The organism is Oleiphilus messinensis (assembly GCF_002162375.1).
GTDB classification, from domain to species: domain Bacteria; phylum Pseudomonadota; class Gammaproteobacteria; order Pseudomonadales; family Oleiphilaceae; genus Oleiphilus; species Oleiphilus messinensis.
On record NZ_CP021425.1, the window covers coordinates 232017 to 246729 of the forward strand.

17 protein-coding genes are annotated in these 14713 nt (G+C 47.0%); 10 read left to right on the forward strand and 7 right to left on the reverse strand.

The genetic code is table 11. From position 1 onward, the window contains the following. Positions 1–51 precede the first annotated feature (51 nt). The 6 genes from OLMES_RS01015 (at position 52) to OLMES_RS01040 (ending at position 5455) form a co-directional block, all read left to right on the forward strand. The gene (locus OLMES_RS01015) at positions 52–1401 is read left to right on the forward strand and encodes an IS1380 family transposase (protein ID WP_087459533.1); all 1350 of its coding nucleotides are present in this window, start codon (positions 52–54) and stop codon (positions 1399–1401) included. Positions 1402–1950: 549 nt separating this feature from the next. Then, the gene (locus OLMES_RS01020) at positions 1951–2550 is read left to right on the forward strand and encodes a hypothetical protein (protein WP_087459534.1); all 600 of its coding nucleotides are present in this window, start codon (positions 1951–1953) and stop codon (positions 2548–2550) included. After that, positions 2543–3379: a hypothetical protein gene (locus OLMES_RS01025; protein ID WP_087459535.1), complete on the forward strand. Its 837-nt coding sequence runs from the start codon at positions 2543–2545 to the stop codon at positions 3377–3379. The genes OLMES_RS01020 and OLMES_RS01025 overlap by 8 nt, the downstream gene beginning before the upstream one ends. A 95-nt stretch (positions 3380–3474) precedes the next feature. Next, a complete protein-coding gene (locus OLMES_RS01030) occupies positions 3475–4299 on the forward strand; it encodes a hypothetical protein (RefSeq protein WP_198343175.1) in 825 nt (274 codons plus the stop codon). A gap of 4 nt (positions 4300–4303) precedes the next feature. Then, positions 4304–4651, forward strand: coding sequence for a hypothetical protein (locus OLMES_RS01035; RefSeq protein WP_087459537.1), 348 nt, complete (start codon positions 4304–4306; stop codon positions 4649–4651). A 177-nt stretch (positions 4652–4828) separates the two neighbouring features. Then, positions 4829–5455 (forward strand): LysE family translocator, encoded by a 627-nt coding sequence (locus tag OLMES_RS01040; RefSeq protein ID WP_087459538.1) that lies wholly within the window; start codon positions 4829–4831, stop codon positions 5453–5455. Between the two features lie 181 nt (positions 5456–5636). Here the strand turns inward: OLMES_RS01040 and OLMES_RS01045 are convergent, their stop codons facing one another. After that, positions 5637–6590 (reverse strand): alpha/beta fold hydrolase, encoded by a 954-nt coding sequence (locus OLMES_RS01045; protein ID WP_087459539.1) that lies wholly within the window; start codon positions 6588–6590, stop codon positions 5637–5639. 137 nt (positions 6591–6727) lie between these two features. Between OLMES_RS01045 and OLMES_RS01050 the strand changes: the two genes are divergently transcribed. Then, positions 6728–7114 (forward strand): winged helix-turn-helix transcriptional regulator, encoded by a 387-nt coding sequence (locus OLMES_RS01050; RefSeq protein WP_087459540.1) that lies wholly within the window; start codon positions 6728–6730, stop codon positions 7112–7114. Positions 7115–7148: 34 nt separating this feature from the next. Here OLMES_RS01050 and OLMES_RS01055 read toward each other — a convergent pair whose 3' ends face one another. The 3 genes from OLMES_RS01055 to OLMES_RS01065 all read right to left on the reverse strand — a co-directional run bounded on the left by OLMES_RS01055 (position 7149) and on the right by OLMES_RS01065 (position 9395). Further along, on the reverse strand, positions 7149–7943 hold the full coding sequence (locus OLMES_RS01055) for a DODA-type extradiol aromatic ring-opening family dioxygenase (protein ID WP_087459541.1): 795 nt from the start codon (positions 7941–7943) through the stop codon (positions 7149–7151). After that, entirely contained in the window at positions 7940–8896 is a 957-nt protein-coding gene (locus OLMES_RS01060) for a glutathione S-transferase family protein (RefSeq protein WP_087459542.1), read from the reverse strand. Before OLMES_RS01060 ends, OLMES_RS01055 begins: the two co-directional genes overlap by 4 nt. 91 nt (positions 8897–8987) lie before the next feature. Further along, positions 8988–9395 (reverse strand): DoxX family protein, encoded by a 408-nt coding sequence (locus OLMES_RS01065; protein WP_087459543.1) that lies wholly within the window; start codon positions 9393–9395, stop codon positions 8988–8990. A gap of 100 nt (positions 9396–9495) precedes the next feature. On the opposite strand from OLMES_RS01065, the gene OLMES_RS01070 reads away from it, so the two are divergent. Beyond that, positions 9496–10401 carry a LysR family transcriptional regulator gene (locus OLMES_RS01070; RefSeq protein WP_087459544.1) on the forward strand — a complete coding sequence of 302 codons (906 nt, stop codon included), beginning with the start codon at positions 9496–9498 and terminating at the stop codon, positions 10399–10401. Positions 10402–10403: 2 nt separating this feature from the next. Here the strand turns inward: OLMES_RS01070 and OLMES_RS28760 are convergent, their stop codons facing one another. Both OLMES_RS28760 and OLMES_RS01075 read right to left on the reverse strand, forming a co-directional pair. Beyond that, positions 10404–10532, reverse strand: a complete 129-nt coding sequence (locus OLMES_RS28760; RefSeq protein ID WP_269767738.1) for a hypothetical protein — start codon at positions 10530–10532, stop codon at positions 10404–10406. A gap of 16 nt (positions 10533–10548) precedes the next feature. Then, the gene (locus OLMES_RS01075; RefSeq protein ID WP_157678090.1) at positions 10549–10911 is read right to left on the reverse strand and encodes a helix-turn-helix transcriptional regulator; all 363 of its coding nucleotides are present in this window, start codon (positions 10909–10911) and stop codon (positions 10549–10551) included. Positions 10912–11074: 163 nt separating this feature from the next. Here OLMES_RS01075 and OLMES_RS01080 point away from each other — a divergent pair, with 163 nt between their 5' ends. Next, a complete protein-coding gene (locus OLMES_RS01080; RefSeq protein WP_157678091.1) occupies positions 11075–11950 on the forward strand; it encodes a metal-dependent hydrolase in 876 nt (291 codons plus the stop codon). A gap of 121 nt (positions 11951–12071) precedes the next feature. Next, complete coding sequence (locus tag OLMES_RS01085; RefSeq protein ID WP_087459547.1) at positions 12072–13661, forward strand: flavin-containing monooxygenase; 1590 nt, start codon at positions 12072–12074, stop codon at positions 13659–13661. On the opposite strand, the gene OLMES_RS01090 is transcribed toward OLMES_RS01085, so the two are convergent. Then, on the reverse strand, positions 13658–14713 hold the full coding sequence (locus OLMES_RS01090; RefSeq protein ID WP_087459548.1) for an AraC family transcriptional regulator: 1056 nt from the start codon (positions 14711–14713) through the stop codon (positions 13658–13660). The two genes, OLMES_RS01085 and OLMES_RS01090, sit on opposite strands and share 4 nt — an antisense overlap.

A 14713-nucleotide genomic window follows, 5' to 3' on the forward strand; every position in this document is an offset into this window, starting at 1 on the left:
TGATTCAATTGGTTATCGCCAAATAATCAACAAATCAGAGTCACCTTTTTCATGAGTAAGAATACCCATAAAAGTGCCAAAAAACCAGCCGCAAAAATTCGCTATCAACACACTGGAAAAAAGCTGACCAGTCAAGCTGGAATTATCCCTGCCATGCATTTCCTCGATCACATCGGTTTTACCGAGGCTTGCCAGAAGCACCTTGATTTGCAACGCGGCAACAGTGCTCGTTACAGTTTGGGCGACTCGATCTACCTAACGATTATCGGCATCATCGCCGGTGCCACTTCGCTCAGGAAGGTGGTTTTTGTGTGGGCAGATCAGGTGTTGCGTGAAGTGGGGGGGTGGCTATCGATTCCAGATGACTGCACATTGGGTCGTATTTTCCGTTGTGGAAAGCTCAAGCATGTCACTCAGCTCGAACAGATTAATCACATCTTGCGTCAGGGGGTTTGGCACAGAGCATTGAAGTCCGGTACTTGGTTGCCCGGAACGCTCTATCGAGGCTGGATTGATGTGGACTCGACTGTCAAAACCGTTTACGGTCAACAGGAAGGTGCCGAAAAAGGCTACAACCCAACGAAAAAAGGCTCTAACTCTTATCATCCACTGGTTGCCTTTTGCAGCCACACGAAAGAAATTTTGCAAGCATGGTTGCGCAGTGGCAGCACCTACACCAGCAATGGCATTGTAGGCTTCATGCAGCAACTTTCTGCGCAGATGCCACCCAGAATGCGGCTGCTATTCCGAGGTGATTCAGGATTCTTTGTTGGAGAGCTCATGGACTGGCTGGATCAGGCTCGCCATGGTTACCTGATTAAAGTGAAACTCAAAGGCCTTGCTGCTTTGTTGGACAAGCAAGCTTGGCAACGAGTGCCTGGTCATACCGGTTGGGAACAGTGCGACTTTTTCCATCAATGCGGTCAATGGGAACGGGCACGTCGCTTTGTTGCTGTGCGGCGTAAAACGGCCTTCATCACCAAAGGCCCTCAACAAGCCTTGCTGAATGAGCCCGTTTACGACTACTTCTGCTATGTAACCACAGAGCGGTTGTCTCCTTGGCAAGCACACACGACATACGGAAAGCGCGCAACTTGTGAAACCTGGTTGGATGAAGCTAAGAACCAAATGGGGCTGGCGCAAATCAAGAGCCATGATTTCATGGCCAGCTCATTAATTTTCCAATGCGCTGTGCTGGCGTATAACACGGTACGCTGGATGGCACTACTGAGCGATAATGACGAATTGAAACGATGGGAAATTCAAACTATCCGAACTTTTCTGGTACGTACTGCTGGACAACTCTTGCGTGGTGGGAATCAGCTTAAGGTCAACGTTCCGAGCAACCATCTTCACCCAACTCCGTGGGCTGACTGGTTAAAGTTGTCGTTTATTCATTGACCAAAATACCTATACTTAAATTCTTCGACTAAGCAAATTCCAGATTTGGAGTCAGGCAGACTTTGGCCTGTTGCTCCGGTTGACGATAAAGATGATTATAATTTAAACAGTCCAATCAAGTGAATTACGCTTGTTTCAGTTGCATGGTGTGCAAAACGGTGATCCATCGACACTAAATGTCGCTATAGTCGTATCGAATCGATTCAGACATATAGATTGCAGGATTTAGGTTGAAATTCATCATGATGCTTCTGGGCTGGTTGTTCGTTCCAAGAGTGGGTCGAATGATGGTCTACTTCAGGCCAGAACCGAGATGGTTCAATACCCGGAAAAGAGTCAGATGTACTCAGGTATCTTGATTTTTGACTGTAAGCAGTATTGATTGGCCTTGGGAGAGTTATTAGACGGTGCAATAAAACTGATAGGTGAAGAAACTCTACTGGTATCTCTTCAATAATATATGATAGATTTCCGCTGGGTTAGTTTGTAAGTACGGATTATTATCAGAAGACATGGTGTCTCTGATCATGGATTGAAAGGACAAAAGGAATGATCGCATTTCGTGAGACCAACTGGTCTATTCTCGGCTCATCAGATTTAACGGTTAGCATAGGTACTCCTACTGTTCAGATGCAAGTAGCTGGCGGTAAAATGAAAATGCCTATTAAAAACCGTGTGTCGAATCAGCAAATAGTATTAAATGGCCAAGGATTGGGGGCTGATATTGGTTTATCTGTAGAGCACCCTCTTACAGATTGGGCAAATGTTACTTGGACTATCGATCAAATGCCTGCCAGTGGAATTTTAAATATTTATGCCCGTGCAGATCGGAGCGTGCAAAAAGAAGATTTTGCTGGTTTTGTCTTGGTTACGAGGCTCGAAGCAAGCTTAATGGGGGCAGCTCAGGACATTGGCGCCGCAATTTGGCTAAGGAATGGTATTACTGACTGTTTTTTGAAGAACAAGCAATGTAGCTTTGTTAAGGCCGCTGGTGATGGTGCATTATTATTGAATCCCGTTACCATGAATATTAAAGCGGTCGAATCAATCTATGCTGTCGGCTTTTTTCAAGGACTGGGCTGGTCCACTGATTCTGCATCGATTTCAATGAGCTCTTTGATTTACAGAATGAATTTGGCGCATGCATAGATTTGCTCTCGCCTTTGTTTTGTTTTTAATCTCTGCATGTACTACTCAGGTCAGTGTCGATTTACGGCACTTACCACTTGAGGGTGCGGAGCAGATTTATCTGTCATTGAATAAACGATATTCGATCGACAAAGATACGTTTACCCCACTTGCTGATTTGGCATGCGGTAATGAGAGCTTAGATGCATATCGGGAAATTGCCGATTTCTTAAAGTCACTGAAATTTAAAGAAACTAACAGTATTACCAAGCTTAGGCATGTGGGTGATGATTTAGAAGTACAAGTGGTTAGCAAATACCAAGTGATACCCAACAGCTCTTACGTGCAGGGCAATCTCCTACTTCATTCAATTGTAGATAGCAAGGGGAAGATTAAGTCATTTTATCTTCAACGAGGCCAGAGGAATACAGTTTCCTTACTATTTGATCTTCCATATACAAGAGTAAAGGTTGGGGATTGTTGGGATGTGCCGGTGTCTCTGATAAATACAAAAATCGATTACGACGTAACAGATTACCACCAAAGAAATGAAGCAGTTCTGTTATCAAAACGAACTTTGGATAGTGGTGATATTCTGGTTGAAGTTATGATGAATTTGGATGAGAGTGTTTCTGGAAATACTGGGCGCTACTATGTTCAAAATAGTAATGAAATACTTTTACCCTTCAGCTTGATTAAGAAATATATCGCGTTAGGTGAATTTAATGTAAGCAAAGGATATTGGGAACGTTACATCGGTTATTTAGTGACTGATGGAGGTGGAATTTTGGAAATGGAAGATTCAACTCAAATTTTTCTATTGAAGCCATTAGCAATCGAGACCAAATAGTGCTTCGATATTTCAATTTTTTCAAAAAATGGACGCATCTGATTTTGGTAATGCTCCCAGCTTGTATATATGAAGTACAAGCAGAGACCTATTCATTGAAATTTGGTCCAATGCCGCAACATGTTTTAAAAGGGACAGTTGAAGACTTGAGTGTCGACCCCCCAATCGTTGGCGAAATTGATCTTATTAAGCTTAACAGAGCGCTTTCAGGGAAAAACATTGAGAAAACTCGTGCAGTTTTAGACGCGTATATTTTGAACTTGACAAGTATCGCTCCACCAAAGGCATTTCCACTTACCGTTTCAATCTCAACTTCTACATTTGCGCCACTTAAAATTGACGTTTTACCATCGGATTTAACATGGTATTCCAATCCGGTTACTCAACTTGAGAGGAATTACAATGAATTAGCCAGAGACCAGTTTTGGATTCACAAAGTTAGCTCTGATATCTCACTCACTGGAAGTATTCTTTCTTTCCATTTAAGCGACACGAAGAAATCTTTTCTCTCAACTATGTTTTCATTACCGGAATCAGCTATTGAAGTCGGCGAGAGTTGGGATGTTCCTTATACTCATTTAATAGAGTTGTCTAATGGCGTTACTGTTAAAGAAGCTGAAAGATTTAACAAAGGCATACTCTTAAGTTATGGAGCAAACACTGGAGAAGAAATTTTTGCTGAGATTGTTTATGTGATTCAGGAGCGCATTTCAGGTTTCTATTCCCTGCGACCACATGATAGTCGTGTCGCAAAAAGTGCCTTCGAAATAATAGGTACTTATATCGCGTACGGAAAATTCTTAGTTGAGAAAGGTTGCTGGGATTATTACGTAGGGCAAGAACATTTCTCGGGGCGGGGCTATTTAGATCATATCGATAGTCGCAAATTACGATACTTTGTTCGTCAAGTCATGAGGTAAAGTTTTGATCAAGGCAACAAAATACACTTCATTTATTGCTGGTATAGTGTTTGGCTTCCTTTGGGGCTTGGATAGTTATCAACAAGAGTTGATTCAATCTGAGTTCTGGCCACTAGAAATCAGCTCTCAGAATTTGACTTTACTTTCGATCGTGTACCTTTTTGTCTCTGGGTTTACTTTCATGATCGGTTTTGAATCGTTCAAGAAAATAAACGGTGTTCGGCATCAGCTATCATTAGAGCAAGCAAATCATAAAATATTGAACGAGCTTTATTATCCTGTTTGGGTAAGGATATTGTTTTATCTTTTGGGAAGTTTTATTGGCATGTTTTTACCAGCACTGTTTTTTTGATGAATCACAAAACAATCAAATCAAGCAGGCGGCGTTTTTCAAGACAGTTTTCTCTTTTCTAATCCAATTGTTCTTGGGTTTTTATATCAATATTGACCGTTAATGTTGCAAACAACGCCTTGTGGGTGTTCAATTCCTGCGAATTATAAAAATGGACACTGATCAAAAGGGATTTATATGTTTGAAGCGGTTATTACTTTAGTTTCAGTTACTGCGTTATTGTTGGGGTCTCCGGGGCCGGCGCCGATTGCGTTGTCGGCGTCGGGGGCGACTTATGGCGTGCGTAATAGCGCCCCGTTTTTGTGTGGCATTTTGTCCGGATTGGGTTTTGCGATCATCGGGGCGGCTGTCGGGTTGGCGCTGTTACTCGCGACTTTTCCAAAAGTTGCTTATGCGGTACAACTCTTAGGGGCAATTTATGTGCTTTATATCGCGTACAAGATCGCAACGGCACCTTTTCTGGCACTGAATTCAGATCGCTCGGAATTGGCACCGACATTTTGGGATGGTTTTATTTTAAATCTTCTCAATCCCAAAGCCTATGCCGCGTTCTTTGCGATCTTTTCCCAGTTCCAACTACCTGTGAATAATGCATTTTCCAGTGAGCTTTTAACCGGCCTTGTCTGCCTTGCCGTGGCAGCAGTTGTCGATGTTGTCTGGTTACTGATGGGCGGGTTGATCCGACCTGTATTATCAAGCCCGAAAAAGTCCCGTATTGTCAGAGTGTCGATGTCCGTGAGCATGGTTGTCGTTGTAGCCATTGCACTGGTGCAACAACAGGGCTTGTTAACTATTCAAGCTTGATTTATTCATCGGTCTGATAAGTGATCAGGCTCTACAGGAAATTGATAGTCCTTTGACATTCTCCCCCACCTAACTCAGCGGAGCATTCCCATTACACCTACCAGACCAACGCCTCCCTGTTTTATGTCTGGTGAGGCGCGGCAAGTCTCTAATTAAGCAGGAAGCCGTAAAGGCTTCATCGCTAAGCTACAGTCTTGAGTTCAGTTTGCTGGCTGGACTCTTCCCGGTAACCTAATCCATTCAAACACCATTGGGTGATTGTATCCAGGTAGTCCTGACCGGCGTCTTCAGAGGAAAAGTGTGAAGCATTGTCGAATATGACCACTTTGTTTTTTGGAATTCTCGTTGCCAGTTGCGCCGCATTGCTGGCGAATACAAACGGGTCGTTTTTTCCCCAGGTAATCAATGCGGGGACCTGTAGTTCACTCAGGCGTTGATCAATCCAGGTCAGATCTTCCTTGTAAGTCCCGAAAAAGGCAATTGCGCAACGGTGGGCCTGTTCGTTATGGGTGATCTTGTAGTATTCCTCAATTGCGCGTTTAGAAGGTCGATATTGTTGATAACCCTCTTTAACCGCGGTTAAAAAATTCGTTTTCATCACCGGCTTTTTGTTAATGCCCTTGGCCAGCCAGCGCACGAATCCTGATTTGATCACTGCATTGAGAATTGGAGAGAGTTTGGGTGGATAGGTACCTGGACCATCAAAAATATTGATACTGTGCAGGCGATGGGGGAAATCGATCGCGGTTGCCAATGTGATGGGAACACCGACATCTGGTCCAACCAGATGGGCTTTATCAATGCCAAAATGATCCAGCACCTCAATGACCACACGGCTCAGCTTTCTTGGCGACATATCGCTCTCTTCAGCTTTCGACAAACCAAATCCCGGAATGTCGAATGCGAGCAAATCAAAGTGAGCAGAAAGTGTCTCCCAGGCACTTTCCCACATGCGAATACTTTGGGGCAAGCCGTTAAGTAAAACCAAAGTAGGCGCATTCGCCTTTTTGTGGCGCAGGTACCGTACGTTGAATTTGCCAACCGGTACGTATTTTGGGACAAACAGATCGATCGCTGGCTCGGGTAGGTGTGATGCGTATTCTGAAAGGGCTTTGTTGAGGATAGAATGGGTCATGGCAATGCCTCGCTTGGGTTGTCTCGTGTCTTTTGGGTTACTAATGTATACTAAGATACGAAAATGAGTATTGCTTTACAAGAAGGTACCAAAAGCTTGCCTGGTTACCTTTTGATAACCTATGAGATAGCACAAACATGGTCGCAAAAAATAAACAGGGGAAACGCATCTTCTTGCAGAACGAAGATTGCCCCATTCGTAATGTTGTCGCACAGATTGGCGATAAGTGGTCGATATTGATTCTATTTTGCCTGGTAGAGGGCCCGGATCGCTTTAATTCCCTGAAATCGAGAATCGAAGGTATTTCTCAGCGCATGCTCACGCAGACGCTCAGGGACATGGAGCGAGATGGTTATGTGGAACGAACGGTTTACCCCGAAGTTCCGGTCAAGGTGGAGTACGAATTAACGGCACTGGGTAAAGGCTTGGCTAAATCGGTGTGGGGACTGGTGTCCTGGGCAGAGACTAACCATGAGGAAATACGTAAGTCTCGCCAGAGCTATGATCAGAATAGTCAGGGATGATCTGGTGTTCTGATGTTGTGAAGTGCGTAAATGCCTAATCGTTCCAGCAATAGCTCTCCATGGATAGCGCATGATTGATAATTCCGCCTTCCAGCACCTCAAGCTGATCCGATTCATCGGTTGCACCGATTGCGATGAGCAGCGGCAGGTAGTGCTCTTGGGTCGGATGGGCCCGGGAAAAGTCGGAGGTCAGTTTGCCCGGGTTTTCCAGAGCTCGAATATTGCGCTGGCTCACCTGTTCCCGGGTCCATTGTTCAAAGCGCGTCGCGTACCCGGCGACAGTGGTGCTGTGCATCCGTAAATCAAATAGATTGTGCGTCACACCTCCCGAAGCAATGATCGCAATACCCTGCTCCCTGAGGGATGCAAGTGCAGCCCCCAGTTGTACCAAATCAGCACTGGAAAGCGTGGCATCCAGCGAGAGTTGCAGAACTGGAATATCCGCCTGTGGTCGCAGGAAACGCAGTGGTACCCAGACGCCATGATCCAGTCCTCGAGTGGGCGATGCTTTAACATCGAATTGGCGTCCACCCGATTTGGCACCAATCGTTGCAATCGTTTTCCGAGCCAGTTCCGGCGAGCCGGGCGCCGGGTAGCTCAGTTTATACAGACTGTGTGGAAAACCGCCGAAATCATGAATTGTTGCCGGATTTGAGGCGGTCGTAAGGTAGGTACCCTGTGTAAGCCAATGGGCGGAAATCACCAGGATAGCCTCAACCTCGTCGAAACGATGGGTTTGAGCTTGTAGTAAGGCCCCCGCTACCCCGGGATTGAGCGCGTACATTGGGGAGCCATGGCCGACAAACATCACTGGCGCTTTTGCATTCATTGATATGCCTCCAGATATCTGAACCAGGGAAGATCCGGGCCCACAGGGACGATACCGCCTGGATTCAGGGCCTTGACGGAGTAATAACCGGCTTTGATATGGTCCACTCGCGTATTTTTGGCAAAAGCCTCCATCTGCAACAAGCGTTCAAGGTATTCCGAAAGTCGTGGATACGCCTGGATTGGTTTGAGATTGGTCTTGAACAAGCCGTAGTAGGCGATATCAAAACGAACCAGTGTCACAAATAACCGTATATCGCTTTCGGTTAATTGTCTTCCGACCGCATAGGGCTGTTCTGTGAAATGATGTTCCAGTTTTTCCAATGTCGTAAAAACATCATTGAAGGCCTCTTGATACGCCGCTTGAGAGGAGGCAAATCCGGCTCGGTATACCCCATTGTTAAAGGTGTGGTAGATGCGCTCGTTAAAGGCATCAATTTCAGAGCGCAGTGCTTCCGGGTACAAATCCAGTTTGGATTGGTGCAGTGGTCTCAGGTCTTCATCGAAAATGCGTAGAATCTGTGACGACTCGTTGTTGAAAATAACGTTGTTTTCAGTATCCCAAAGTACCGGGACGGTGGCGCGACCGGTGTATTCGCGATCACTCTGTGTGTAGAGTTGGTGGATGTATTCAACGGCCATTGTATTTTCAGCCATTGTATCTACTGCGGAGCCGCCGGGAAACTGGCCGAATTTCCAGCCAAAATCACTTAAAACAGGATCGACAACCTTGATGTCGATGTGCGCATCTAAACCCAGGAGTGTCCGCGCGATTAACGTTCGAGTGGCCCAGGGACAGATGTAGGCCACATACAGTTGAAATCGACCGGATGCCTCGGCCGCACCTTGCTCAAGACGTTGTGTAAAGGTACTGCTTTGGCGAATGAATCGACCCGCATCATCTTTCTGTTGCACCGGATGCCACTTACCGTGCCACTGACCTTTTACCAGCATCAGTATTCTCCCCTCAGTGTAAAAATTTTTTGTGATGGATGGGCAGCCACAATGTTCGATGTTTGGCTGCCGCTCGTTTCATTGCGTCAAATCAGGCCAGTTTGGACTGAAACGGGTGGCGAATGGAAAATGCACCATCGCCCAGGAAAAACTGGGAAATCGAGGCAACGATCAGGAATGCTGGAAATTCCCAGCCACCGCCTTCATTGCTGAAACTCCAGCCGTTGCTGCCGTGTACGAAAAGAATTGCGCCCAGGAGAACCGGAATCAAGGCAACGGCAACCCAGCGAGCGTATAAGCCTGTGATGAGTGCCACCCCGCCAATTATTTCCAGGCCCATCGTCATGGGGCCCAAAAAGCCGGGAAGACCCAGTGAACTGAAAAAGCCAGCTGTTCCGGCAGGGGTGAAGATAAATAGTTTGGTCAGACCATGTGCCAGATACATCATACCCAGAGCGGTTCGTAATATCGTACCGGCATATTCGTGTTGTTGATTCATTGCAAGCTCCTCTAATTGATTGCTTGCAGACAGTATTCAATATGGCATAAAGTTAAACAATATCTGTATTATTTGACTTATAGTTTAGAAAAATTAAACAATGAACAAGCTTAATTTGATGGAAGCGTATATCGCGGTGTTCGAAGCGGGGAGCTATACGGCAGCCGGGAAACGCCTCGGTAAAACCAAGGCCCTGGTCAGTACGCAAGTATCCCAATTGGAAGACTATCTTCAGATCAGGCTGATTACGCGTTCCACCCGGACAATCAAGCCAACTTCGGCAGGTGTTGCCTATTATGAACAGGCAAAACAAATTCTGGATGAGATCGCCAACCTTGAATCCCGGCTCCGGTCTGAACATCATGAGTTGGTGGGGCGGCTGCGGATATCAGTACCGACGACCTATGGTGAGTTGGTGGTGATGCCCTTTATGGCCAGACTTCTCGAACGGTATCCACGGTTAGAAATTGATATCGTACTGAATGACCGTTATGTGGATATCATTGAAGAAGGGTTTGACGCCGCGATTCGGATCGGCGATCTGGAAGACTCCGCACTGGTTGCCAGTTTTATCGGCAATGTAGATATGCAACTCTATGCGGCACCGGGCTTTTTAAGGGCACATGGTCAGCCGGAAACATGGGCACAATTGAGTGGTTTCCCCTGTATTTTTGATTGCAACACGCGTCATGTATCCAATTGGGCGGTTCAGGTCGACAGCGGTAAACTCAAGGTCGACCTGAATCAGGTTATTCGCGTGAATAGTGCACTGGCTGCCGCGAATCTTGCGAAATCCGGGGCAGGCATCTCATTCGGCCCTGATTTTGCGCTGCGAGAATCGGTCGCTAAGGGGGAGCTGGTGCTGTTACTTGAAGATCAACATCAAACCCGATATCCAGTGCATATCCTCTACCCGCATCGGAAATACCTGTCTGCAAGAGTCTCCACGTTCATTACCGAGTTCAAGCAATATATCGCTGAGTCTGGCGTGATATCGGGGAATTAAGTTTACTTCACCGGGATGTAAAAACTGACATTGAATGCACCTGTTTTTTCTGCTTCGACATCTTTATGAAGTACCTTAAAACAGGGTCGGTCATCCAGTGTCCATTGTTTTTGTACAATGGTGGCCATCATGCGATCCCATATACCTTCAAATTCCGAGGGCAGCTTTAGTGTGCCGCGTTTTTGACCGGTGCTGCGCAATTCGGGTTTGGAGGTCATTTGCTGTGCGCACTGCTGAAGGGCTGATACCAAATTCCTTTTTAAGGGCTTTGGCGAAGTTTTGCGAGCTGGAGAAACCAGAGTAAGCCGATACCTCCGTAATGCTCTTTTCCGGATGCGCGCCTAAAATATTAATTGCTTTTTCCAGCCTTAAACGGCGCACGTATTCACCCGGTGTTTCTCCGGTGATCAATTTGAATATCTTGTGAAAGTGATAAGGGGACAAACATGCTTCCCGGGCGATTGCATTCAACTCCAACACGTGCTCCAGATTGGCTTGGATATGAGCCATGGCGCTTGTGATTCGTTGCTGGTTTGAGCATCGTCTTTGGAGCATTAAGGGGATTGAGGTGGTCACTAATGACAAGTGATTTGACCTGACAGCCTCTCACGCCTGCTGTACGAAAAATGAAACTATGGAATTACTCCATGTTCAATCGTTTTGGAAATCGATTATGACAAGTACAGCGATGAATCAAACTACGTTTAACAATACTGCCAAACCTGCCGGTAAAAAGAAGCTTAAGGGTACGGATGTGGGCATCCCGGTTCGAAAGCTGGGGCAGACCTATGATGAGTCTTTTCCGACGTTCTGGTTTAAAAACAATGCTTATCTGACGATGTTGTTTTCTGCGTTCTCGGCCAATTTACCAGAAGGCGAGGCGCAGTTTGTGCACAGTGTGCGTTTGTTTCAGGACAAAATCACTGATCCGGTATTGAAAGCACAGGTGCGTGCATTTATTGGCCAGGAAGCCCACCACAGCCGGGAACATGATGACTTCAATGCAGCGATGGTCAAGCGCGGCTTTCCACTGGATCGTGTGGAAAATCGTCTGAAAGGACTGATCAAGATTATGAAGAAGCGGTCTGCCCGTAAACAATTGGCCGAAACGGTCTGTGCCGAGCATTTTACGGCCCTTATGGCGGATTATATTTTATCGGATAATACGGGGATGCTCGAAACAATTGCGGAACCATTACGCACGACCTGGGCATGGCATGCGATTGAGGAGCTCGAACATAAAGCCGTTGCGTTTGATGTCTATGATCAGTTGGTCGCGGATCGAGGGCTACTGAGACGTACGATGTTTGAACAAACCATTTTTATCATGTTGTTGAACACCTTCAACGCCCTGCATTTGATGACAAAAACAGGTGAAATGGGTAATCGAAAAATGTGGCGGGAAGCGTTCTCGATGCTCGGGCAGATGGGGCGAACCATGTGGTCCGACTATAAGGATTTTTATAAACGGGACTATCATCCCATGCAACACGATTCACAGGCCACACTGGAAAAGGCTCGAAAGCAGTTTTTAACGGGTAAAATGTGAATTGGCCAGCAGCAAGGTAAATCTCGCTCATCTCAAGTTAGCACAACAATAATCGCGAGAACGGATTGATTCCAACTTTGACTATACCAGGCAATCACCTGGTTTATCGGGGAAAGTAAGTATGAATGCAAAAGTAAATCCAGCGGTCTCTCAAGCTGAACTTGTTGACGTTTTAATCATTGGTGCCGGAATTTCCGGGATTGGTGCAGCAATTCACCTTAAAAAGCAGTGTTCCGAAAAATCCTATGCGATATTGGAGGCTCGGAATGCGATGGGCGGCACCTGGGATTTATTTCGCTATCCAGGCATTCGTTCTGACTCCGATATGTATACGCTGGGCTACAGTTTCAAACCCTGGACGAATCCGAAGTCGATTGCTGATGGTCCGGATATTCGGGCTTACATCAACGAAGCCGCACGGGAACATGGCGTAGACCAGCAAATTCGTTACCAGCATAAAGTTTTGAATATGGATTGGTCCAGCGAGCATGCCCACTGGGTGGTGACGGTTGCCAAAGGCGAGCAAGCTGAACCTGTCGTGATTCATGCCCGTTTTGTGATTTGTGGAACCGGTTACTACCGTTACGATCAAGGCTTAACCCCTGAATTCAAGGGGCGCGAAGCATTCAAAGGAACGGTCATACACCCACAGTTCTGGCCAGAAGGTCTGGATTACACCGGTAAAAAGGTTGTGGTTATCGGCAGTGGTGCAACGGCGGTTACCCTGGTGCCGGCCATGGCTGACCGGGCCGGGCATGTTACGATGCTGCAACGGTCTCCGACTTATGTGATGAGTGTGCCTGAGCGTGATGGCATGATCGACGCGCTTCGCAAAGTACTGCCAGAAACAATTGTTTACCGGATCACCCGGGCGCGTAATGTCAGTTTGAGTCTGGCGATCTATCAAGCCTGTCAGCATTTCCCGAAAACCATGCGCAAGATGATTTTGGGGCTGATTCAAAAGCAGTTGGGTGAAGATTTTGACATGCGCCATTTCAGCCCAAAATACAATCCGTGGGATCAACGTTTGTGTGCCGTGCCAAACGGTGATTTGTTCAAGGCAATCCGACGGGGAAATGCCTCGGTGGTTACAGATCATATTGACCGGTTTACAGAAACCGGGATTCAGTTAACGTCCGGGGAGCATCTGGATGCTGACATCATTATTACGGCAACCGGACTTGATGTGCAGCTGTTGGGTGGAATGCAGGTTGCGTTGGACGGTGAGCCCGTTAACTTCTCCGATAAGCACTATTACAAAGGGGCCATGATTGAAGATGTGCCCAATATGGCGATGATTTTCGGCTATACCAATTCATCCTGGACCTTGAAGGCGGATCTGATTTCCGAGTATTTCTGTAAAGTGATCAACCATATGGATCGCAAGGGATACCAGCAGTGTACGCCCCGTAATGATGGTACGATCAAGCACAGTGAGCCTTTCCTGAATCTCTCTTCCACCTATGTTCAGCGTATAATTGATACGATTCCAAAGCAGGGGGATCAGCGCCCGTGGCGTTTATATCAGAATTATTTGCGCGATTACCGGGCCTTTAAATTCAGCCGGGTCGAAGACAAAGCACTGGTTTTTTCTAACCCGCTGCAACATAACAAAGCGTACTATGGCGTGCAAAATCAGGCTGTCGTCTCTGGTTCTGCTTCTGCTTCTGGAGAGCACCGTGGCACAACCACGGCAGAGGCATTGCACTAAAGCCGCGATTGGTCCCGGGTCGTGCGGTATTGACTCGGGGTTTGTCCCGTCCATTGGCGGAAGGCCCGGGTAAAATTGGCCGGGTCTTGATAGCCCAGTAAGGTGGCGATCTGTTGGATCTCCATCTTGTCATCGTCCAGGAGCTGAATCGCATCCCGCCGTTTAGCTTCTTCCAAAAGATTCTTGAAGTTCGTTCCTTCGCTTTCCAGACGTCGACGCAAGGTGCGGCTGGTCATATTCAATTGGTTGCTCATATCCTGCAGGGTTGGATAGCCTTCGCGCCCGAAGACCATCTGTTGCTGTACTTTCTCCCTTAGCTTGAAGCTGCTCTTCTCGATCATCGCTTCTTCCCGTGCACACTGTTCCAGCGCGAACTTCAGGCCAATCGGATTGTGCATGGCCAGTGAGCGGGAGAGCAATTCGGAGCGAAACCGGAACTGGTTAGCTGGCATGCCGTAGTGGACGCAGCCGATCTTTGCCTCGACTTTATCGGCGTAGTCTGGCCTGGGTGCGGCGAACCAGATTTCCATGTCGTCGTCTGTACAGTCCACTAACACCTGAAACCCGCGGTAAAAACTAGCCATCGTAGATTCAAATACCAAGTGTGTCATCGGCTTGGGAAACGGTACTGTGGGGGTTAGGTCGATGATGTAAAACGGGTCAGTGTGTTGTTGAGATATTGACAGGCCGCGGCCCAGCAGATACCAGTACCGGGCGCACAAGGCAACGGCATCCTGCATGGTGGCGCTACAGAGTATCGCATAGCCAAGATTGCCGAATGCAGTGGGTGGCAAGCGAAGCCCGACTTCAATGCCGATCCCGTCGTTGCCGACTTCATCCAGAACACATTGAACCAGATCATGCATTTGCAGAAAATTGATCTCGGCATTTTGCCGTTGCAGGATTTCCTGCGGGAAGCTACTCCTGGCGAAAATGCGTTCAATGTTACCACCGCGCTCCTGAGCGATATTCAGGTACGTTTGGGGGTAGATGCTCTGGACTGGGAGTTGCCGCCAGAACGATTCTCGCTTGCTCGATTTTGGATCTGTCAT

Bases quoted from the DNA above. Each gene is read 5' to 3' on its own strand.
- OLMES_RS01065 (WP_087459543.1), bottom strand. From the start codon at position 9,395: ATGAATCAACAACACGAATATGCCGGTACGATATTACGAACCGCTCTG.
- OLMES_RS01080 (WP_157678091.1), top strand. From the start codon at position 11,075: ATGACAAGTACAGCGATGAATCAAACTACGTTTAACAATACTGCCAAA.
- OLMES_RS01045 (WP_087459539.1), bottom strand. From the start codon at position 6,590: ATGACCCATTCTATCCTCAACAAAGCCCTTTCAGAATACGCATCACAC.
- OLMES_RS01060 (WP_087459542.1), bottom strand. From the start codon at position 8,896: ATGCTGGTAAAAGGTCAGTGGCACGGTAAGTGGCATCCGGTGCAACAG.
- OLMES_RS01070 (WP_087459544.1), top strand. From the start codon at position 9,496: ATGAACAAGCTTAATTTGATGGAAGCGTATATCGCGGTGTTCGAAGCG.
- OLMES_RS01025 (WP_087459535.1), top strand. From the start codon at position 2,543: ATGCATAGATTTGCTCTCGCCTTTGTTTTGTTTTTAATCTCTGCATGT.
- OLMES_RS01090 (WP_087459548.1), bottom strand. From the start codon at position 14,713: ATGACAGATCCAAAATCGAGCAAGCGAGAATCGTTCTGGCGGCAACTC.
- OLMES_RS28760 (WP_269767738.1), bottom strand. From the start codon at position 10,532: ATGATGGCCACCATTGTACAAAAACAATGGACACTGGATGACCGACCC.
- OLMES_RS01015 (WP_087459533.1), top strand. From the start codon at position 52: ATGAGTAAGAATACCCATAAAAGTGCCAAAAAACCAGCCGCAAAAATT.
- OLMES_RS01050 (WP_087459540.1), top strand. From the start codon at position 6,728: ATGGTCGCAAAAAATAAACAGGGGAAACGCATCTTCTTGCAGAACGAA.
- OLMES_RS01085 (WP_087459547.1), top strand. From the start codon at position 12,072: ATGAATGCAAAAGTAAATCCAGCGGTCTCTCAAGCTGAACTTGTTGAC.
- OLMES_RS01020 (WP_087459534.1), top strand. From the start codon at position 1,951: ATGATCGCATTTCGTGAGACCAACTGGTCTATTCTCGGCTCATCAGAT.
- OLMES_RS01055 (WP_087459541.1), bottom strand. From the start codon at position 7,943: ATGAATGCAAAAGCGCCAGTGATGTTTGTCGGCCATGGCTCCCCAATG.
- OLMES_RS01040 (WP_087459538.1), top strand. From the start codon at position 4,829: ATGTTTGAAGCGGTTATTACTTTAGTTTCAGTTACTGCGTTATTGTTG.
- OLMES_RS01075 (WP_157678090.1), bottom strand. From the start codon at position 10,911: ATGGCTCATATCCAAGCCAATCTGGAGCACGTGTTGGAGTTGAATGCA.